This is a genomic window from Planococcus maritimus (genome assembly GCF_001687625.2).
GTDB lineage: Bacteria > Bacillota > Bacilli > Bacillales_A > Planococcaceae > Planococcus > Planococcus maritimus.
Genome location: NZ_CP016538.2, coordinates 756,742 through 777,186 on the forward strand (window position 1 = coordinate 756,742; position 20,445 = coordinate 777,186).

At 48.0% G+C, this 20,445-nt stretch carries 17 protein-coding genes; 14 read left to right on the forward strand and 3 right to left on the reverse strand.

The window, feature by feature from the left end; genetic code table 11:
- The first annotated feature begins 46 nt into the window (after window positions 1–46).
- The 10 genes from BBI11_RS03815 (at window position 47) to BBI11_RS03855 (ending at window position 11,772) form a co-directional block, all read left to right on the forward strand.
- Complete coding sequence (locus BBI11_RS03815; protein WP_068460792.1) at window positions 47–3,193, forward strand: bifunctional cytochrome P450/NADPH--P450 reductase; 3,147 nt, start codon at window positions 47–49, stop codon at window positions 3,191–3,193.
- Between the two features lie 114 nt (window positions 3,194–3,307).
- Window positions 3,308–4,087 (forward strand): aspartate dehydrogenase, encoded by a 780-nt coding sequence (gene nadX / locus BBI11_RS03820; RefSeq protein WP_068460793.1) that lies wholly within the window; start codon window positions 3,308–3,310, stop codon window positions 4,085–4,087.
- Between the two features lie 54 nt (window positions 4,088–4,141).
- A complete protein-coding gene (locus tag BBI11_RS16660; protein ID WP_257785560.1) occupies window positions 4,142–4,276 on the forward strand; it encodes a hypothetical protein in 135 nt (44 codons plus the stop codon).
- Window positions 4,277–4,479: 203 nt separating this feature from the next.
- Complete coding sequence (locus BBI11_RS03825; RefSeq protein WP_068460795.1) at window positions 4,480–5,133, forward strand: ABC transporter permease; 654 nt, start codon at window positions 4,480–4,482, stop codon at window positions 5,131–5,133.
- Window positions 5,134–5,151: 18 nt separating this feature from the next.
- Window positions 5,152–6,144 (forward strand): ABC transporter ATP-binding protein, encoded by a 993-nt coding sequence (locus BBI11_RS03830; RefSeq protein ID WP_068460797.1) that lies wholly within the window; start codon window positions 5,152–5,154, stop codon window positions 6,142–6,144.
- A 4-nt stretch (window positions 6,145–6,148) separates the two neighbouring features.
- Window positions 6,149–6,886 carry an ABC transporter permease gene (locus BBI11_RS03835; protein WP_068460799.1) on the forward strand — a complete coding sequence of 246 codons (738 nt, stop codon included), beginning with the start codon at window positions 6,149–6,151 and terminating at the stop codon, window positions 6,884–6,886.
- Window positions 6,887–6,908: 22 nt separating this feature from the next.
- A complete protein-coding gene (locus BBI11_RS03840) occupies window positions 6,909–7,811 on the forward strand; it encodes an ABC transporter substrate-binding protein (protein WP_068460801.1) in 903 nt (300 codons plus the stop codon).
- A 436-nt stretch (window positions 7,812–8,247) separates the two neighbouring features.
- A complete protein-coding gene (locus BBI11_RS03845; protein ID WP_068460803.1) occupies window positions 8,248–9,132 on the forward strand; it encodes a proline iminopeptidase-family hydrolase in 885 nt (294 codons plus the stop codon).
- Window positions 9,133–9,228: 96 nt separating this feature from the next.
- Window positions 9,229–9,909 carry a protein kinase family protein gene (locus BBI11_RS03850; protein ID WP_068460804.1) on the forward strand — a complete coding sequence of 227 codons (681 nt, stop codon included), beginning with the start codon at window positions 9,229–9,231 and terminating at the stop codon, window positions 9,907–9,909.
- A gap of 177 nt (window positions 9,910–10,086) precedes the next feature.
- Entirely contained in the window at window positions 10,087–11,772 is a 1,686-nt protein-coding gene (locus tag BBI11_RS03855; RefSeq protein ID WP_156889031.1) for a peptide ABC transporter substrate-binding protein, read from the forward strand.
- 322 nt (window positions 11,773–12,094) lie between these two features.
- On the opposite strand, the gene BBI11_RS03865 is transcribed toward BBI11_RS03855, so the two are convergent.
- Window positions 12,095–13,768 carry a DUF2207 domain-containing protein gene (locus BBI11_RS03865; RefSeq protein WP_167358141.1) on the reverse strand — a complete coding sequence of 558 codons (1,674 nt, stop codon included), beginning with the start codon at window positions 13,766–13,768 and terminating at the stop codon, window positions 12,095–12,097.
- 350 nt (window positions 13,769–14,118) lie between these two features.
- On the opposite strand from BBI11_RS03865, the gene BBI11_RS03870 reads away from it, so the two are divergent.
- On the forward strand, window positions 14,119–16,137 hold the full coding sequence (locus BBI11_RS03870) for an alpha/beta fold hydrolase (protein WP_068460810.1): 2,019 nt from the start codon (window positions 14,119–14,121) through the stop codon (window positions 16,135–16,137).
- Between the two features lie 146 nt (window positions 16,138–16,283).
- Here the strand turns inward: BBI11_RS03870 and BBI11_RS03875 are convergent, their stop codons facing one another.
- Window positions 16,284–17,192, reverse strand: coding sequence for a metallophosphoesterase family protein (locus BBI11_RS03875; protein ID WP_083389000.1), 909 nt, complete (start codon window positions 17,190–17,192; stop codon window positions 16,284–16,286).
- Window positions 17,193–17,350: 158 nt separating this feature from the next.
- The gene (locus tag BBI11_RS03880; RefSeq protein WP_068460814.1) at window positions 17,351–17,716 is read right to left on the reverse strand and encodes a PH domain-containing protein; all 366 of its coding nucleotides are present in this window, start codon (window positions 17,714–17,716) and stop codon (window positions 17,351–17,353) included.
- A 364-nt stretch (window positions 17,717–18,080) separates the two neighbouring features.
- On the opposite strand from BBI11_RS03880, the gene BBI11_RS03885 reads away from it, so the two are divergent.
- From BBI11_RS03885 to BBI11_RS03895, 3 genes are all read left to right on the forward strand, one after another.
- Window positions 18,081–18,482 carry an excalibur calcium-binding domain-containing protein gene (locus BBI11_RS03885; protein ID WP_068460816.1) on the forward strand — a complete coding sequence of 134 codons (402 nt, stop codon included), beginning with the start codon at window positions 18,081–18,083 and terminating at the stop codon, window positions 18,480–18,482.
- Window positions 18,483–18,624: 142 nt separating this feature from the next.
- A complete protein-coding gene (locus BBI11_RS03890) occupies window positions 18,625–19,263 on the forward strand; it encodes a class D sortase (RefSeq protein WP_068460819.1) in 639 nt (212 codons plus the stop codon).
- Window positions 19,264–19,447: 184 nt separating this feature from the next.
- Entirely contained in the window at window positions 19,448–20,434 is a 987-nt protein-coding gene (locus BBI11_RS03895; protein ID WP_068460821.1) for an SDR family oxidoreductase, read from the forward strand.
- Window positions 20,435–20,445: the final 11 nt, after the last annotated feature.

A 20,445-nucleotide genomic window follows, 5' to 3' on the forward strand; every position in this document is an offset into this window, starting at 1 on the left:
ATGAATATTCATTCCGCTTTTAATTTTACAGAAGAGGTGCTAATCCATGATCGAAATGAAAAATCTTCCACAACCGAAAACTTACGGCCCGCTAGGCAATTTGCCGTTGATCGATAAAGAAAAGCCGGTACAGTCGTTTATGAAACAAGCCCGTGAACTCGGGCCCATCTACCAATTCCATTTTCCGGGACGCGCTAGCACATTCGTGTCGAGTGCGGAACTGGCAGCTGAAATTTGCGATGAGACACGCTTTGATAAAAAGATCGGGCCGGCTCTCCAAAAAGTCCGCGCATTCGGCGGAGACGGTTTGTTCACGAGCGGAACCGAAGAACCGAACTGGAAGAAAGCCCATAATATTTTGTTGCCGAGTTTCAGCCAGCAAGCGATGAAAGGCTATCACGAGAAAATGATCGACCTCGCGTCGCAATTGGTGCAAAAGTGGGCGCGGCTCAACCCAAACGAGGAAATCGATGTGCCGGATGACATGACGCGTTTGACGCTCGATACGATCGGCTTGTGCGGATTCAATTACCGCTTCAACAGCTTTTACCGGGAGGATTCCCATCCGTTTATCGAGAAGATGGTGCGGGCTTTGGATGAATCGATGAGCCAAACACAGCGTCTTGGCATCCAGGACAAATTGATGGTGCGCTCGAAGCAGCAATTCAAGGAAGATATCGATTATATGTTCAATCTGGTCGACCAATTGATTGCAGAACGTAAACAAGCGGGGGACCAAGGGGAAGACGACTTACTGGGACATATGCTGAAAGGCAAAGATCCAGAAACCGGCGAGTCCTTGGATGATGAAAACATTCGCTTCCAGATCATTACGTTCTTGATTGCGGGGCACGAAACGACGAGCGGCTTGTTGTCATTCGCGATCCAGTATCTATTGAAGCATCCGGACAAATTGCAAAAAGCGTATGCAGAAGTGGATGAAGTGCTTGGCGATGCAACGCCTTCGTTCAAACAAGTGAAGCAATTGAAATACGTGCGCATGATCTTGAACGAAGCTCTGCGTTTGTGGCCGACTGCACCTGCATTTTCCGTCTATGCGAAAGAAGATACGACGCTTGCCGGCAAGTACGAAGTGGAAAAAGGCGAAGCGTTCACTTTACTCATCCCTGAACTCCACCGCGACACGAGCGTTTGGGGGCAAGATGCTGAGGAGTTCCGTCCGGAGCGTTTTGAAGACATGACCAAAATCCCACATCATGCGTTCAAGCCGTTCGGCAATGGCCAGCGCGCCTGCATCGGCCAGCAATTTGCGCTGCATGAAGCAGTGCTTGTGCTCGGCATGGTACTGCAGCATTTCGAATTGATCGACCACACCGATTACCAATTAGACGTCAAAGAAACTTTGACCTTTAAGCCTGAGGGATTGACGATGAAAGTGAAGCCGAGACGAAAAGTGCAGATGTTCCAAGCACCTGTCGCGGAAGAACCCGAACCAGCGCAAGAACAGCAGCAAGCAATCGATTCACACGGCACACCGCTCCTAGTGCTATACGGATCCAATCTCGGAACTGCACAAGGCGTCGCGCGAGAACTGGCGGAAACAGCGCGCTTTAAAGGCTTTGACTCAAAAGCTGCTGCCTTGGATGACTATGCTGGGGACTTGCCGGCTGAAGGGGCAGTCGTGATCGTATCAGCCTCATATAACGGCAACCCGCCGGACAACGCAGTGCGCTTTATGGAATGGCTCGAAACGGACAGCGAGTTGCAAGGCGTTAACTATAGTGTCTTCGGCTGTGGCGACCGCAACTGGGCGACGACTTATCAGCGAGTGCCGGGCATCATCGATGAACAATTATCAGCAAATGGTGCTACACGGCTTATCGAACGCGGCGAGGGCGACGCCAGCGAAGACTTTGACGGCGAACTCGAAAAATGGCAGCAAGCTTTGTGGCCGGCATTAGCTGAGAGATTCGGGCTCGATTTAGAAACAACTGCACAAGCGAGCAATCAATTGTCGATGGAGTTCATCAGCGGCGTCAGCCATACGCCGGTTGCTCGTGCATACGAGGCTTTCACGGCAGTCGTCTCCAGCAATGAAGAGCTGTTGAACACACAAGAGCGCAGCACCCGCCACATCGAGGTTCAATTACCTGAAGGGGCCGTGTACCAAGAAGGCGACCATCTCGGCGTATTGCCGGAGAATTCGCATGAGCTGGTGGAACGTGTCTTGAATCGTTTTGGTTTGAAAGGCGAAAACTATGTTGTCCTTGAGGGCAGTTCAGGGCGGTCCGATCATTTGCCGACGGGTCAGCCGGTGCAGCTCGCCCAATTGCTCACAAGCTACGTGGAATTACAGGAACCGGCGACGCGCGCACAACTTCGCGAACTCGCCAAAAGCAATCCGTGCCCGCCACACAAGCAAGAACTCGAAGGATTGGTGGAAGATGAGACATATAAACGCGAAGTGCTCGCGAAGCGTTTGACGATGCTTGAACTGCTCGAGCGCTTTATGTCATGCGAGATGGAATTCGAAAACTTCTTGTCGTTATTGCCGGCACTGAAAGCCCGCTATTACTCGATTTCGAGCTCGCCGCGTGCATCAGAACAAGCAAGCATCACGGTTAGCGTTGTTAAAGGCGCTGCGTGGAGCGGTACTGGTGAATACGAAGGTGTCGCGTCCAATTACTTGGCGAAGCGCGAGACGGGTGATCAACTCGCCTGCTTTATCCGTACGCCACAAACGGCCTTCCAATTGCCGGAAGACCCGGAGACCCCGCTGGTCATGGTCGGTCCAGGAACAGGCATTGCACCTTTCCGCGGCTTTATCCAAGCGCGTCACGCTTTGAAAGAACAAGGTGCGACTCTTGGTGCAGCGCAGCTTTATTTCGGCTGCCGCCACGCACAAGAAGATTTTCTATATGAAGAAGAATTGAAGCAAGCCGAGCAGCTTGGCTTGATCGAATTGCACAGCGCCTTCTCGAGACAGCAGCAAGAAAAGATTTACGTACAGCATTTAATGGAACAAAACGCACAGGAAATTCTTCAGCTCTTGGCACAGGGCGGCCATTTGTACATCTGCGGCGATGGCGGCAAGATGGCGCCAGCTGTAGAAGAGACTTTGGTCCGCAGCTATCAGCAATTGCATAGCGCAACGCACGATCAAGCCTTGGCGTGGCTCGGAGAACTAGAACAATCCGGCCGCTTCGCAAAAGATGTATGGTCGGCTTCGTAACAATAGAGATAGAGGCGATATCCATGCCACATTCGAAATCCTGAGATTTCGAATGTGGCATTTTTCTATTTAAGGGTAAAGAATAGTAACAAGTAATTGAAGGGAGGGGTCATCATGAATATCGGCATTATCGGAACTGGCAATATTGCCAGCTATTTGCTTGAACAAGTGAACGAAAACCGCATGGCGGAGGGGCGTATTACTGCTGTTTTTGGACGCAACGTGGAAGCCGGCACGCGTTTGAAAAAACGTTTTGGCATCGACTTCCATACGGATTTTCAGGAGTTCCTGTCGGCATCGGTCGATACGGTGGTAGAAGCTGTGACGATGGAGGCAGCGAGCCTATTTGTAAAACAAGTGGCTGAACAGCAAAAAGACCTCATCGTCAGCAGCATTGGCGTGTTTAAAGACTTGGCGCTGCTGGAGCAATTGACAAGCCTGGCTGAAGCGAACGGTACAACTATCTACTTGCCGTCCGGCGCAATCGGCGGCTTGGACGTCTTGCAGTCAGCAAATGCGCTCGGCGGGTTGGAATCCGTCCAGCTCACGACGAGAAAATCCCCGCAGTCACTTGGAATGGAAATAGGCCAAGAGCAAGTATTGTTCGACGGCACAGCATTTGACGCGGTAGGAAAATTCCCGAAAAACATCAATATTGCCCTAGTGCTTTCGATTGCAGGCATCGGGGTGCATAAGACGACCGTGCGCATCATCGTCGACCCCGCTATTGAGCGCAATACGCATACGGTGGAAGCACAAGGGGATTTTGGCAAGATGCAGCTGAAAGTCGAAAATGAGCCGATGGCAGCGAACCCGAAAACGAGCTTGCTCGCGGCGATGAGCATTTTGTCGGTGCTGCAGCATAAAGGCCGGGCGTTGAGGATCGGGAGTTGAAGCCTGGGAAAAATAAGGCTATTCATGAACAACTAAAAGCAAGCCGGTATTTGAATGATGATCAAATATCGGCTTGTTTTTTTAATTCTGAAGAAAAAAGGAAGTGCAGTGCTTTTTGAGGAAATAGAGGGGCATCAAACGGTTTTTGGCTATTTTCTTGCTGCTTTTATCCTTAGTAAATTGCGATAAATACCTGAAAAATCATTTTATTGGAAAAATACATGTTATGCTTATAGCAGGTGAAAGGCTGTCTTTGGAGCAGTTTGCGGTTTTTGGCGTTCTGCGTGGCGGGTGAAATGAAGCCGGTTACAGCAAAACGGCATGTATTGAAGGCGCAAAATGCATGGGCAGCCCTGTTCATTTTTTCCTATTCACAGAAGGGAGGTGTTTCGATGGAAAAGTGGGCCCGTTTTCTTGAAGTAAACTCTTCTCGTATTTTGGAATTGACGATTGACCACGCCATCCTCGTTTCATTGGCTATTTTCGTTGCACTATTGATTGGCATTCCACTTGGTATTTACTTAACTACGAACCAATACCTTGCAGACACAGTTCTTCAAATCGCCTCTATTACATTAACCATCCCGAGTATCGCACTCTTCGGGGTAATGATTCCGATCTTCTCCCTGATCAACCAGGGAATCGGCTTTGTGCCGGCTTTTGTGGCGCTCGTGCTGTATTCACAATTGCCGATTATCCGCAATACGTATACCGGCATTAAAAACGTCAATCCTGAAATGCGTGATGCAGCAATCGGCATGGGCATGAAAACCCGCCAACGATTATTGCGCGTTGAAATTCCAAATGCCTTGCCGGTTATCATGGCAGGCGTCCGCACGGCGGTGGTCATGAATATCGGCATCGCTGTCATCGCCGCTTATATCGGCGCAGGCGGCCTAGGCGTACTTATTACACAAGGCATCAGCCGGAACGATAATTACTTGATTATCAGTGGATCTATCGCAGTCGCGATACTGGCGATCATTGCAGATGCCATTCTACTACTGATTCAAAAGCGTTTTACGAAAAAAGTAATCGCGGAGTAACTGCAGAGAGGTGAGTCTATGATTTCATTTAATCACGTAACAAAAAGCTTTGGCGAAAAAATAACCGCGATCGATGACGTCGACTTCACGGTGGAAGAAGGCAAAATCGTCGTGCTGCTCGGTCCTTCAGGGTGCGGGAAAACGACATTGCTTCGGATGGTCAACCAGCTTGAGTCCATCACAAAAGGCGAGATCGTCATCAACGGCGAAAACTCGAAAGACTTGGATCCGATCGAATTGAGACGCAAAATCGGCTACGTCATTCAAAGCAACGGCTTATTCCCGAACATGACCATTGAAGAAAACGTCATGCTTGTCCCGGACCTATTGGGCTGGAACAAGAAGAAAAAGCGTGAACGCTTTGAGTACCTGATGAAGCTGATTGGTTTGGAGCCTAAAGATTATGGCAAACGCTACCCGCATGAATTATCAGGCGGCCAGCAGCAACGAATTGGTGTGGTTCGGGCACTTGCGGCAGATCCACCGGTCATGCTGATGGATGAACCGTTCGGTGCGCTTGACCCGATCATCCGCGATAAGATTCAGGAAGAATTCCTTCAGATTCAACGTGAAGTCAAGAAGACCATTTTGTTTGTCAGCCATGATATTGATGAGGCAATCAAAATGGCAGACAAGATTGTCCTGTTGCGCGACGGCAAAGTCATGCAATTCGATACGCCATCGGAAATGCTGGCGCATCCCAAGAACGAATTTGTTTCACAGTTTTTCGGAAAGGACCGAGCGATAAAAGGTCTAAGCTTGCACACAGTTCAAAATTTACGTGAAGTCATCGGGCTGGGGCCAGTCGATGAAGCTATTCAAGATACAAAAACAATCCATGTCCACCAAGATCTGCGCAATACCTTGTCGATGCTATTGAACCAAGAAGCGGATCAAGTCATCGTCAAAGATGAGCAGGATGAAAATATCGGGACAATTACCATTGATATGGTCCAAAAATATTTGCATTACGAAATTAAAGGGAAGATGTCCGCCTCCCAGGAAGGGTGATCCTGTGAAACGTAAAAAATTAATAGGCAGTATTGTTAGGTATGCGCTTTATGCAGCGGTCGCCGCGTTTTTCATCTGGGCGATTTCCAATAGTTATTTTGATTATATTTTCAGCCAATCGGATACCTTTTTAGTGTTATTGAGACAGCACGTCGTATTGGTACTGGTTTCTTCACTGCTAGCCATTTTAATCGCTGTGCCGGCTGGCATTCTCATCACCCGGCCGAAATTCAAAAAAGCGGAGTGGGTGTTCTCCAACATCGCAAACTTGGGACAAACCATTCCAAGTCTCGCCGTACTTGCCTTAATGATCAGTATTTTAGGGATCGGCTTTCAGACGGCGGTGTTTGCGCTGTTTATTTATTCGATCTTGCCGATTTTCAGAAACACCGTCGCAGGAATCGATTCGATCGATAAGAACATGATCGATGCAGCGAAAGGAATGGGCATGAAACCCCACCAAATTCTCTTTCGTATCGAGCTTCCCAACTCCGCTTACTCAATTCTAGCCGGCATTCGCACGGCTGTCGTCTTGAATATCGGGACAGCGGCTCTTGCCTATGTGGTCGGAGCGGGTGGCCTAGGCGTATGGATTTTCACCGGCATCAATTTGTTTGACAACGGCTTCCTTATTTCAGGAGCGATCCCGGTGACGCTATTGGCGATTCTTGCTGATTATATCCTGCGCAAAGTGGAATATATCGTCGTGCCGAAAGGGTCAAGGCGTGTTGAGAAAGCTTAGCGAATAGGAGGTATCGGAATTTGTGATTAACTCACTCAAACTTATCCCCTTGCTGGTCATTGCGCTGATCCTGTCCGCTTGTTCGGGCGTGACAGGAAAAGAAGTGACCGTCGGGGGCAAAAACTTCACCGAACAGTATTTATTGTCCGAGATGACGGCGTTCTTATTGGTGGAAGAAGGATTTAAAGTCAATCAAATGAACAATCTCGGAAGCAGTGTCGTCCGTTCCGCACTCATCAATGGACAAGTGGACATGATGTGGGAATACACGGGAACCGCCCTCATCACGTATATGGGAGAAGAATCCATTTCGGACCCGGAAGCGGCTTTTGATCGGGTCAAAGAACTCGACAGTGAAAACAACATCCACTGGATGAACATGTCGGAAGTCAACAACACCTATGCGCTTGCGATGACCAGCGAACGGTCGGAAGAACTCGGCATTACCTCAATCAGTGATTTGGCTGATTACATTAATGACAATCCAGGCGAGCTTACAATGGCGGCCGATGCAGAATTTGCCAATCGTTCGGACGGCCTTCCGGGAGTAGAAGAAACGTATGGATTTAGTTTCGGCTCCGGGCAAGTTAAGCAAATGGACTTGGGCTTAACGCAGCGTTCGCTCGATAACGAGCAAGTAGACGTTTCGGTGGCTTTCGAAACGGATGCCACCATCAGAAGTTACGACCTCGTCGTGCTAGAAGATGATGAACGCTTTTTCCCGCCTTACCGGATAGCGGTAACGATTAACGAGGAAGTGTTCGAAGAGTATCCGGAAATCGAAGAAATCACAGCCCGCTTAGCCGATAGACTCGACAGCAATATTATGCGCGAGCTGAACTACCTGGTAGATATCGAAGGCCAGAGTGTATCGGTTGTTGCCTATGACTGGCTAGTGGAAAGTGGTTTGCTGGAAGAGGAATAAGCGTTATCACTGAAAGTCCGAAAAACCGCCATTCTTACGAGAATGGCGGTTTTTTAAGCTTTCGAGAAACTCTAACAACCGTATTTTCCGAAGCTTATCGCTCGCTTTCCGTGGGGCGGGAATCGAGCCTCCTCATTCGCTACGCTTCTTGCGGGGTCTCTCAAACCCGCTAATCCCACAGGAGTCGAGCGAACGCTTCTTCAAATACTTAGATAGATCTTTGATTGTTGAATGTAGAAAGAGATGTTTTCTCTCGTATTTAATAACGAATCATAGACTTCTTCAACGAGCTGAAAAATCGCCATTCTTACGAGATTGGCGGTTTTTTTATGTGCGAGACCAATTCCAGTAAACTTTGCCGAATAAGAAATTTTAAAGGGGAATTTCAATAAATGAAGAAATGGTAGGTAGCTGAAAAGTTAAGGAGGCGTCATCCATGAAAGATGTAAAAGAAGGCTTCATTCCCGTCACTGGGGGCAAGGTCTGGTACCGGATCACGGGCACCGGCCCCGGCATCCCGCTTTTACTTTTGCACGGCGGGCCGGGAATGAAAAGCAACGACAGCGACCCACTTCGACAGCTGGGCGCAGAACGGCCGATCATCCAATACGACCAGCTGGGCTGCGGCAAATCGGAGCGGCCGGAAGATCGGTCTCTTTGGACAGTGGACCGCTACGTCGAAGAGCTCGGCCAAGTGATCCAAGCACTCGAGTTAGAAGAAGTCCATTTGCTTGGGCATTCCTGGGGGACGATGCTCGCTGCTTCGTATCTATTTACAAAGCCTGGCGGCGTGCGCAGTGTCTTGTTTTCCGGACCCGCGCTCGAAGCGCAGCGCTGGGAGCGGGACCAGCGTGCTTATTTGAAACAATTCCCGGCACATGTGCAACAGACGATTGAGGAACATGAAAACCAAGGAACGACTGATTCAGAAGATTACCAGGAAGCGATGATGGCATATTACAAAACGCATATGTGCCGCGTCGATCCTTGGCCAAACGAGCTGTCGGAGGATCTCGAGCAGCTGAACCCTCAGGTTTATAATCATATGTGGGGAGCATCAGAATTCACGGTTACCGGCACCTTGAAGCAGTTCGATGCGACCGGGCGCCTGCCTGAAATCGACATTCCGTCTTTATTTACGTGCGGGCGCTACGACGAAGCGACGCCTGAAGCAACAGAACATTATGCAAGTCTCGTGCCGGATGCCGAATTCCACGTGTTCGAAAATAGCTCGCATATGCCGTCTATCGAAGAACCTGAAGCGTATGTCGAGACTGTCCGCGAATGGGTCAACCGGCAGGAAATGAAGCCAGGAGCTTAATTGAACACGCAAATGCTATGACGGAGAGGAACCTCGAGTAGGGGCAGTTCGTTATTTTAATGGAACGAAGCTCTACAGACCAGAGGAGAGATGGGCATGAACGATGAGCGATGGCAATTGGCGGCTCAAGCTTTAGCGGCGGTAAATGTGACAGCACATCCCAATAACGAACCGGTAACGATAACGGGGACGGCAGATGGATTTCGCTGCATCGGTGTCGGTACGGACGCAGCGGTGTTTCAAGCTGAGAAATTTCCAGAGTACGCGTTCAAAGTATACGCAGAAGGCAAAAGCGACAAGCTCGAAGCGGAAGCGGCGGTTTACAGACAAATTGGGGACTCCGCTTATTTCTCGACTTGCTACGGCAGAGACGAGCGCTTGCTTGTGTTGAGATTCGAACAAGGCCCAACTTTATTCGACTGCCTGTTGCAAGGCATTTTTGTGCCGGAGCAAGCAATTGACGACGTGGAAAAAGCGCGCGACTATATCCGCGAAATCGGACTCAACCCCCGGGACATTCATTTAAAGAACATCATCTTGCAAAATGGCCGTGCAAAGCTGCTCGATGTCTCCGAATACATCCAGCCTGGCAACGATTTCCGTTGGGAGCATTTAAAAAAAGCTTATGTGGAATATTACCCGATCATCGATGGTAAACCGGTGCCGTTCTGGCTGCTCGACACGATCCGCAAATGGTACCATCAGTGGAATCGGTACTCCGCGACTTTCGATGAATTCATGCGCATCGTTTCTAAGCAATTAAATTACCGGAAATAAGGCTAGGGAACAATGAGCTTTCCACCCAGGAGAGCTTGTTGTTCTTTTTGATGAGGTAAATTAATGATGATATTACTTCTATCAAATTCAAAATTTTATATTTTTTTAAAGAAAATTATTATTTGTATATAATGAGGGGAGAAATGCACTAGAGCAATAGACATAGGAGGCTTCACAATGATTAAACGAAATAAAGCTTTGGCTTTAATGCTAACTGCCAGCTTAGTTGCCGTGCTTACGGCCTGCGGTGGGGAAGATGAAACTGCCACGGATACAGAAAAGGCTGCACCGAAAAGCGAATTGGATAGCTTACAGGAACTGCGGATTACGACAGGTTCTGGAATTCCGACCATGGACTCTGTGCTGGCAGATGATGCAGTATCGTTCACCATGTTGAACAACGCGGGCGAAGGCTTGTATCGCCTCGATCAGCAGAATAAGGCGATTCCAGCGATGGCATCCGGCGAACCTGAAATTAGCGAAGATGGCTTGACCTATACGTTTACATTACGCGATGCGAATTGGTCGGACGGCTCGCCTGTAACGGCACATGATTTTGTCTTTGCGTGGCAGCGCGCGGCCGACCCGGAAACAGGCTCTACTTATGGACCGTATATGATGGCTGGAACCATCAAAAATGCCGAGGCAATTGCAGCGGGTGAACTGGACAAATCGGAACTCGGCATAACAGCGGAAGATGACCAAACACTGGTCGTATCGCTTGAACGCCCGATTCCTTACTTCTTGTCGTTGATGGCATTCGGCACATTTTATCCACAGAACGAAGCATATGTGACGGAACATGGAGACGACTATGCCATGGACTCATCCAAACTGATATCGAACGGGCCGTTCATATTGGCAAACTGGGACGCTACGGCGATGTCATGGGAATTGGAGAAAAACCCTGAATACTGGGATGCGGAAAATGTGAAGATGGAAACTGTTGAATTTAATATCGTTCCGGATCCAGGGACTGGCGTTAATTTGTATGAGACAGGAGATGCGGACCGTGCCGGATTAGCTGGCGAATTTGCGATGCAATACGCAGAGGATGAAGAAGTCGTGCGCGTCTTGAAACCGTCTGTTTATTATTTGCAATTTAATCAACAGCGCGAAGGCGAATCGACACCGCTTGCCAACGCGAAATTGCGCAAAGCCTTGGCATTGTCTTTCAACAAACAGGACTTGGCCGATATCGTTCTTGCTAATGGATCGATCCCGGCAGACTTCTTGGTCCCAACAGAATTCACGTTTGATGCGGACAACGAAGATTTCCGCCAAGTGAACGGAGATATGATGGAATTCAATGCTGAAGAAGCGAAAGCTTTATGGGCTGAAGGCTTGGAAGAAGAAGGGCTGACGGAAGTGAGCCTGGAATACTTAAGCGGCGATACGGAACTTTCGAAAAAAATCGATGCCTATATGCAAGACCAGATGGAAGGCAATCTGGAGGGCTTGACGCTGGAGATGAGCCAAGTGCCATTCAACGTCCTGCTCGATAAAAACGAAGCGCAGGATTACGATATCCAAAGCACAGGTTGGGGCCCGGATTTCCAAGACCCGATTACATTTCTTGATTTGTTCGCGACGGATTCAACTCAAAACACGATGGCGTATTCCAATGAACAAGTGGACGAATTGCTTGAACAGGCGAACGGCGAACTTGCCTTGAAGCCGGAAGAGCGCTGGCAAGCGTTAGCGGAAGTCGAGAAAATTCTCGTGGAAGAAGATGCCGCCATCGCCAATATGTATCAGTTCGGAAGCATGGCGCTTCAAAAACCGTATGTGCACGATGTCATCACACATCCGTTCACTGGCGATTTCAGCTATAAATGGGCGTATATCTCAGGAAGAGAATAAGAAAAGGAGGATGGCAGTCGCCATCCTCCTTTTTTCAAGTTGTCGAGAAAGCGAAAAGCCGTATTTTCCGAAGCTTATCGCTCGCTTTCCGTGGGGCGGGAATCGAGCCTCCTCGTTCGCTTCGCTCGCTGCGGGGTCTCTCAAACCCGCTAGTCCCACTGGAGTCGAGCGAACGCTTCTCCAAATACTTAGAGAGGTCATTGCTGTTGAAAATAGAAAAGGCCGCTCTTTTTTCATAGTTGAGAGCGAACCATAGACTTCTTTAAAACACATAAAAAGGAGGATGGCAGTCGCCATCCTCCTTTTTAGGTGTTTATTTACCCTAAAACGCGCCGGAGCCGCCACCACCGCCGCCGACACCGCCACCTGTTCCGGCGATACCGCCGCCGCTTGCATCGGCAGTGGCACTCGTTGTCGTACTTGCCGTAACGAACACGGCGGTCATGAGGACTGGATTCACTGCAAAGCCAGAGACATCATTTGCCGGCTCCGCAGCTGTGAAGGCGTGCGCTTTGCGCTCAGCCGTTTTCTGGTCGCTGCCAAGTAAGTATGCATAAGCACGCTGCTTTTCATCCGTCGTCAAGCGCTCCCATTGCTCTGTCGGCAACTGCGCCATCGCCGTTTTCAGGCTGCGCCATTCAGAGCGCAGTCGGTGTCCTTCGCGCGTGATTGGTGAATAGCCGATCGCAAAGCCAAGCGCGAGCATTGCGAGTGCAATGGACAAAGCCATCCATGGCAATAGCCCGTATATGCCTGACATGATGGCTAGGCCGATGAAGACGGCACTCATAACACCGACTGCCCAGCGAAGACCGACGTGCTTTTCGTAAAAATCGTGGGCCATCACTTCGGCTCTCACTTCTTTATTCCATTCAGCGGTCGCTGCGTTGTAATGGTCGTGATTAAGTTCATTTTTCGTATAGATCTCGACCTGTTCCAGTGTGAACTCCTTGCCGTCTCCTATCGTATCGAACAATAGCTCGATCAGCACCGCTTCGTGCGGGTGATCGGTGCTGCGGTCAGCCAGTGCAAAATGGTCTTCCGAGAGTTGACGAATCTTGCCTTTTCGCATCAAATCCAAAATCGCTGCCGACATGCCGTTCGCCGCTACATAATTCGGGTTCGTGAAATGAAGTAAGGCAGGGACGCTCATCGAATCTTCCGGTACGAAAAATTCACCAGCTCCGCTTCGAGCTTCCCGTTTGCGCCTTGATGCCTTAATCCAAGAGAAGAACACCAAGCCGATAAGTAAAGCGCCAAGTGTCGCGATGGCAGGGATGCCTAAAGATTTTGCAAGTTGTTGATTACGGGCGAACGCCGCTGCTTCGTTTTCCAGTTCCTCGCGGTCATCCGCTAATTCGTCCCGCACCGTGTCGTCCTGCGCCGTGACACCAGGAAACAATTCAGCCTCAAAAATGGCACGGATATCGGCCGTTTTTCCAGCAGGCACATCACCTAAATCAAAAACAACAGCGCCATCATCTGTAATGCTTGCTGTATCAAACGCTTCCCCGTATCCAAGCGCTTCGGTTTCCGATGCGGAAGCGGGCGGGATAACTGTGATCGTCATATCGCCATAGTCGCTTTCATTGCTGTCATCGAAAAACGGCCAGTAGAATTCGGCGCCATCAGAAAATTTCTCGACAGCCCCGACAATCCGGTAGTTCAACTCGACTTGGATCGTATCGCCCTCGTTGCCGGAGCGGTAGATTTTGTATAGGCCGTTTTCGGCTTCGACTTCTAAGTCCCGCCGGTTGTCGCTCGCGGTAAATTCCTCAATCGATGTTCCTTCTTTTGGGATCAAGCTTCTCGTAATGCCATTAAACTCATCTTCGAATTCGTACGTAAATTGTTCCGTCACATCTGCGGTGCCGTCTTCATTCAATTGGGCCTCGATCTGCACTTCTGTAATATCGAAATCGATGGCAAATGCCTGGACGGGGACGAGCAGCAGGAAGATAAACAGAATAAAAGCCAAGCCTTTTTTGTTCTTCACGATTCATCACCTCTTGTATAGGAATACGGATGAGTGGGGGGAAGGTTTCAGAAATAGCCAGAGTGCCGATTGTAATTTGAAAAATAATCCAATAGATTTATTTTTTATATTAGTTAGAATAATGTGTTTTCTTATTGACAACGCTTTCATTTATGAATATGCTAATTATAGGTTAATATTTCGTGCGGAGAAATGGAGACACATTAATGAGCTTTGGGCATTCCCCGAAGCTCATTAATGTGTCTCTTTTTTCGTTGCATATATCCACATCAAAGAGGAGGAATATCATAACAGCAACCAGTTTTTCGAGATCTTAATGAATAGGCATGAACAGAAAAAGGGGGAAGAACATGAAGAACAATAGAAAACCAGTTGTGTTGTTGATTATTTCGTTGCTATTGGTGTTAATCGGTAGTATAGTTGCCGCCCAGTTAAATAGTTCGAACGGTGAAGTGGACGTGTCGAGAATTTATTTCGATACGGAAAGAGGCGAATTGTCCGGATTGCTATACAAGCCTGACGGAGCCGATAGTGAAGCAAGACCGACACTGGTTACCACTCATGGCTATTTGAATTCTGCGGAAATGCAAGACGCACAAGCAATTGAAATGTCTAAGCGAGGATATGTAGTGCTGGCGCTTGACCAATACGATCATGGTCATTCGACTGGCACAATGGAAAAGCCGATTCCGTTCTTTTCGTTTTGGCCCTATGCTATTTATGACGCAGTTCAATACATGTATGAACAAGATTACGTACTGAAGGATGCAGAACAAAATGGGGTTATTGCGGTTTCTGGCCATTCAATGGGTGGATTTTCGTCCACTCATGCAGTAATGCTGGACGAAGCAGATTACCAGGGGTCGGGAGTGCGCAAGATTCACAGCTCTTTGACGATGGGGTCGGATTATCAGTGGGTCAAAGCGCTTGGCTACACGGATGAAGAAATCAATGCTTCCTATGGACCTCGCCCATCGGGGAAAATTGCCGGAGTTTATGACGAATTTTTCTTTGATGCAGAGGCGTCGGCAGCCGGACAGTCAGTAGTGAAAAAAGATTATGTCAGCACGCCTGAAGGTCTAGGTTTCCTAGGCGGCTTAGAATCTGCGCAGGCGGGTGAATTTTACGAAGTTGATGGAGCCGAGCGCATCATTTATCAGCCGAACGAGACTCATCCGTGGAATCACTTCTCCGAGCAATCGACAGCTCATGCCGTTGATTTCTATGATGCTGCTTTTGCAGAATATGGGGATGTAGTGACAGTCGGCGAAAATGGACAAACATGGATGTGGAAAGAATGGTTTTCTTTCATCGCGCTTATTGGTTTCTTCTTGTTGTTCATCCCGGTTATCAATCTATTGACTAAGTTGCCCTTCTTTAACTGGGTTTATACAAAATCTCCAGTTGCTTTAGCAGCTCCTAAAACACCAGGCGCTAAATTGGCGGGTTATATTTTATTAGTAGTAGGTGCACTGTATCCAGCTCTATTTTTTACAGCTCTTCATAGCGGAGATGCAACAGGCATGACTCTTCTTCGTCAGATCAGCATGATTACGATTGGATTAGCGGCATTGATTCTGATCTTCAGTTTTGTAAGAAATGCCAGCCATTCTGCGAAAATGGGATCTGGGCTTATTCTGGTGCTTGGCATCGTTCAGTATATTTATTTGCGCGAACAAGAACGCTTTTTTGCGACGACCGAATGGTTCGGAGCGGCGACGGTCAATCCGATTGTCTTTTGGGCAATCAACGTAGCCATTGTGACATTGATGATTTTGATTGGTTATCACTTCGTAGCGAAAAAAGCAGAAGGCGCAAGTTTCGCAAGCTACGGCTTGAAAGCAAACGCCAAGACAATTATTGCCGCTTTAGCTACAGCCATCGTGGCAGTAGTGATTGGATATGGACTATTATACTTGGTGGACGCATTCTTCAAAGTCGACTTCCGTCTGTGGACTTTGGCAGTGAAAACCTTTGAAGATCAGCACGTCTTCGCATTGTTGCGCTATGCGCCGTTGTTCTTCATCTATTATTTCATTGTTGGATTGTCTGTAAACGTCAATACGGCCAGTAGTGCATATGATGGATGGAAAGGCTATGGAATCTCCATTCTTCACTTTATCGGCGGATTGGTCTTGTATCTCGCTTACCATTACGGATTGTTGTTCCTGACAGGGACTGGTGGCTATCCTGCCGAATCCCTCTCATCAATCATTGTTATTGGGCTTGTTCCAGTCTTGCTGTTGGCAGCTATTTACAACCGTTATTTCTTCAGGAAAACCGGGAATGTCTATGTTGGGGCATTTTTGAATACTATCTTGATGACGCTTATTACTTTGGCGAACACGGTTCTTTATACAGGGCTTTAAGTTTCAAAAAGAGGATGATTCACCTCGGAAGATAGAGTTCAACTCTGTCTTCTGGGGTGTGTTTTTAGGAATCGTTCGAACTTTAAAAAGCTATCCATGAATCCCTTAAGGATTCGTGGATAGCTTTTCCTTTTTAGAGGGCGGCCTTATCTCGCCGTCATCTTTTTTATATCTTGCAAGCTCAACCCAGTAGCCATTGGCGATGAAGCCGAAAGCGGAATCGCGTATTTCACATCGGCCTGGGTGCCGAGTGGGTGGGGCTTTAGTTGAAAATGGTCGATGGCTGTGCCGATCGTTTGGGCTGCCGATTTTAAATGGGGGTCCATTAAAGGAATATAATCGATGTCAATCAAGGACTCGGATACATCAATGAGTCGCACCGCTTGTTCATCCAGGACCGCCGCTAGTTGGAGAAATGTCCATTGTTCCCTGGCGGCGATGGAATTGTAATGGTTATGCCCATTCACGTACAATCCAGCACGCTGCTTGGGTTTCAGCAATTCCCACATCGGGATATCCGGCGCAATGCAGCGTTTTTCTTTTTCGGAGTTTTTGGTCGTTCCATGGACCGGATGATGGCCGAAGACGATAAGCGGCAGGTCACCGGATTCTTGGACTACTGTTTCAAGCCATTGTTGTTGGACAAGGTCCAAAGTTCCGCCCCAGTCTTCGTAATTTTGTTCTTGGGCTGTATCCAAAAAAGCTAAGACGGCATGGTCTGTTGAAATCGTATGAAAACGCTCTTGCTGTGTGATGTGGAGGACATCGTTTCGGTTCATGGCATAGACATCATGGTTGCCGAGTATGTGGACAAACGGTTTTTGATGGTGTCGGATAATGGCGTAGATATCTTCCAGTTCATCAGCTGAACCAAAATTCGTCAAATCACCAATCGATACATACAGATCCGCGGGAATCGAGAAAAACTGTTCCATGAAAGACTCGAAAAACGACTGCCGATCTTCCCGGATAAACGTATAGCTCTCTTTTACCGAAGGAAAGTGCAAATCTCCAATCACTGCAATTTTCATCGTGTTCAACAACTCCTTCTGCATTTAATGACACCAGTATCTCAAACGGCTGCTAAGCTACGGTAAACACAATGTAAAGAATTGTGAAAGTTTGTGCCCAATCCCGATATGTAATGGCAAGCAATAAAAAAAAAGCTGCACCCAGCAGCCAATCAGGCATGTAGGTACAACTTCTTGGATTCTTACAGGATCGCTTCCGCAATCAGCTTATCCAGCTTACGGATGTCGACTTTCTTATTCAAGTTCAATTTGAATGTGCCTGCTTTAGTCCAAAGCTGAATCTCCGCATTGGCATCGAAAGTGCCAGCGTTTTCGCTTGAGTACATGTGGATCGATGAAAACGGGATGGTGTAGATTTCAACTTTCTTTCCAGTCAAGCCTTGCTTATCGGAAATGATAAGGCGTTTGTTCGTTACGACAGCGGTGTCGCGCACGGTTTTATAGGCGGCTTTTGCTTGTTCGCCATCCACCAGCAAGTCCTTGACCGAATCCGGTACATCAATTTCCTGGATGAAGGTCCAGCCCATCATTGCATTCAATTCTGCCATTTAGATTCCCCCTAATCGTTTATGGTACCAGTATGGCATAGCTCGAGAAGAGGGGCTATGAAAATGATATAAGCGCTTTTTGTACTCGATATCTTGATACTATTTTCAAAATATAGTGGTTAGCTGCTAGCTGGTAAGAGCACAATCACAAACTTAACTACAAAAGACGATAAAATGTCTCTAGCTTACACGGGGGCTTATTATCTACGCAAAAGAAAAATATGGAAATTTTTAAGTTTATGCGGGACTTTTGATGTCTTTATGAGAATTATGACAAAAATAACGAAATTTATATTGAATTTTTTATTAATTCAGACTACTATTTGTGATAGCAAGAAAATAAAGGAAATGGAAGGAGAAACATATGAAAAAAGGAATTACTGGAATCTTCATGGGATCGCTATTAGTGATGAGTGCCTCATTGAACGTAGCGGCCGATGAGCACGACGATAAGAACTGTGATGATTTTTCAAGCCACGAAGAAGTAATGGAGTTTTGGTACACAAACGGGTATAGCGCAGAAAACGATCCGCATGATCTCGACCGTGACAATGATGGGCTTGCTTGTGAAGTCAGCCAATCAGAATATGATGATTATGTAGCGAGCCAAGAAGCTGCCGGATCTGATGACGAAGCTGTCGAAGAGGAAGAAGGCGCAGCATTGCCAGATACAGCTTCTAACGGTCCTTTGATGATGCTGTTCGGCGCTGGAGTTGCTGGAGCGGGTTCATTGCTTTTATTCCGCAGAAAGAAACAAACAGCATAACGCCTTGTGGCTGTCTTGTAAGAAACCATATAAAAGCTGAGAGTGGATATCCGCTCTAACATGTTGATTTGCAGAGAGACTGCCCGAAGAAGTCGTGTTCGTCCACTTCTGAGGCAGCCTCTTTATTGTGAGGTGATGGGTAATGAGGCGTTGGCTTGGTGTGATCTTGCTTATGGTTGGAATGGGCATTGTGATCGTGAATTTTTTGCAATGGAATACTGGCCATACCGCTGCGCAAGATTTTACTGAAAAAGAAGTAGAAGAAGTGACAGAAGTGGCTCAGACCCTGGAAAAGGATATGATGTACACGCCACCTTCCATTGAAGAGCCGTCTCCCGTGTTTACTAATGAAATTCAACAGGCAGCTGGAACGGAGATTGCTGCACTGCTCATCCCTAAAATTGGACAGAAATATTCCATCTATTGGGGGACAGACCCTTCGACTTTGACTCAAGGTGTCGGGATGTTTGTCAGCAATTTGACGACGGTGCCAGGCGGTTATGGGCATACGGTTTTAAGCGGACATCGGGATACCGTATTCACCCGATTGGATGAACTCGAGAAAGGAGATTTGCTCCACGTCCAATACGACGGCAAGTTGTTCAGTTACGAAGTCACGGACACTTGGATCACAGACGCAGATGATCGCACAGTCATTGTAAAAAAAGAAGAGTCGATGCTGACATTGACGACTTGCTATCCTTTTGACTTCATCGGGTTCGCCCCGGACCGGTATATTGTCCAAGCGAAATTGGTCGCTGAACAAGAAGTCGAGGAATAGAACGGCTTTTTAGGTTCGTGAGGCTTCTTTAATGTCCCTATAGCTAGTATTCAAAAGGCCCAATAATTCGTTAGGGCCTTTTTTGGCGTGTCCGAAATAACGGGTTTTGAAGGGTTTTTCCAGGCAGTAGGCGAATACGCATGGAAGGAATGATATGTGTAGACAGTGGAAAGGATGGGGGATAATGAAGATTTTGATTCTTGGAGGCACTCGCTTTTTAGGACGCTTTTTAACGCAGGCTGCTCTCGATCAAGGGCATGAAGTTACTTTATTCAATAGAGGAAAAGAAAATCCAGCGCTCTTCCCAGAAGTTGAGAAACTGGTCGGTGACCGGGACGGGGAGCTGACGGCGCTTGAGGGGCGGACGTGGGATGCGGTGATCGATACGTGTGGTTACGTGCCACAAGTCGTGCAACAATCGGCAGCACTTCTCGCGGGAAATGCTGGACATTATACGTTCATCTCCAGCGCTTCGGTTTATGATGATTTGCAAGATCCAGGAATTGATGAAGAACATGCTGTGCGCAAGCTGCCGCAAGACGTGGCCGATCCGCCTGGCAATGAATATTACGGGGAATTGAAATTCCTGTGTGAGCGGGAAGTGGAAAAACAGTTTCCAGACCGTTCGCTGATCATCCGGCCGGGATTGATCGTCGGGCCCTATGATTTCACAGGACGTTTCAGCTATTGGGCCAATCGGGTGGCACAGGGCGGCGAAGTGCTGGCGCCTGGGCGCAAAGATAGGCAGATTCAATTTATCGATGTCCGGGATTTGGCGGAATGGATTTTGCGAATGGTGGAGCAGCAAGTAAGCGGCGTCTTCAATGCGACGGGGCCTAGCCATTCATTGACCATGGAGGCATTTCTGGAAACTTGCCGAAATGCCTTGTCGAGCCGTGCGAAATTCGTGTGGATGGACGATGAGTTTTTGATGGCAAACGATGTAGGATATTGGATGGAATTGCCGCTATGGATACCGGACAGTGAGAACGTAGATGGTTTCATGGCGATGTCGATTGACAAAGCGCTGGCTCAAGGACTGAGTTTTAGGCCGCTTGCAGAGACGATTCAAGATACACACGAGTGGCAGCAAAAAGAAGGCGTAGTCGGCACAGCCGGATTGGATAGCGCAAAAGAACAGCGCTTATTGGCAAGCTGGAAAGAACGTTAGAAAGGAGGACA

Bases quoted from the DNA above. Each gene is read 5' to 3' on its own strand.
- BBI11_RS03815 (WP_068460792.1), top strand. From the start codon at position 47: ATGATCGAAATGAAAAATCTTCCACAACCGAAAACTTACGGCCCGCTA.
- nadX (WP_068460793.1), top strand. From the start codon at position 3,308: ATGAATATCGGCATTATCGGAACTGGCAATATTGCCAGCTATTTGCTT.
- BBI11_RS16660 (WP_257785560.1), top strand. From the start codon at position 4,142: ATGATGATCAAATATCGGCTTGTTTTTTTAATTCTGAAGAAAAAAGGA.
- BBI11_RS03825 (WP_068460795.1), top strand. From the start codon at position 4,480: ATGGAAAAGTGGGCCCGTTTTCTTGAAGTAAACTCTTCTCGTATTTTG.
- BBI11_RS03830 (WP_068460797.1), top strand. From the start codon at position 5,152: ATGATTTCATTTAATCACGTAACAAAAAGCTTTGGCGAAAAAATAACC.
- BBI11_RS03845 (WP_068460803.1), top strand. From the start codon at position 8,248: ATGAAAGATGTAAAAGAAGGCTTCATTCCCGTCACTGGGGGCAAGGTC.
- BBI11_RS03850 (WP_068460804.1), top strand. From the start codon at position 9,229: ATGAACGATGAGCGATGGCAATTGGCGGCTCAAGCTTTAGCGGCGGTA.
- BBI11_RS03855 (WP_156889031.1), top strand. From the start codon at position 10,087: ATGATTAAACGAAATAAAGCTTTGGCTTTAATGCTAACTGCCAGCTTA.
- BBI11_RS03870 (WP_068460810.1), top strand. From the start codon at position 14,119: ATGAAGAACAATAGAAAACCAGTTGTGTTGTTGATTATTTCGTTGCTA.
- BBI11_RS03875 (WP_083389000.1), bottom strand. From the start codon at position 17,192: ATGCAGAAGGAGTTGTTGAACACGATGAAAATTGCAGTGATTGGAGAT.
- BBI11_RS03880 (WP_068460814.1), bottom strand. From the start codon at position 17,716: ATGGCAGAATTGAATGCAATGATGGGCTGGACCTTCATCCAGGAAATT.
- BBI11_RS03885 (WP_068460816.1), top strand. From the start codon at position 18,081: ATGAAAAAAGGAATTACTGGAATCTTCATGGGATCGCTATTAGTGATG.
- BBI11_RS03890 (WP_068460819.1), top strand. From the start codon at position 18,625: ATGAGGCGTTGGCTTGGTGTGATCTTGCTTATGGTTGGAATGGGCATT.
- BBI11_RS03895 (WP_068460821.1), top strand. From the start codon at position 19,448: ATGAAGATTTTGATTCTTGGAGGCACTCGCTTTTTAGGACGCTTTTTA.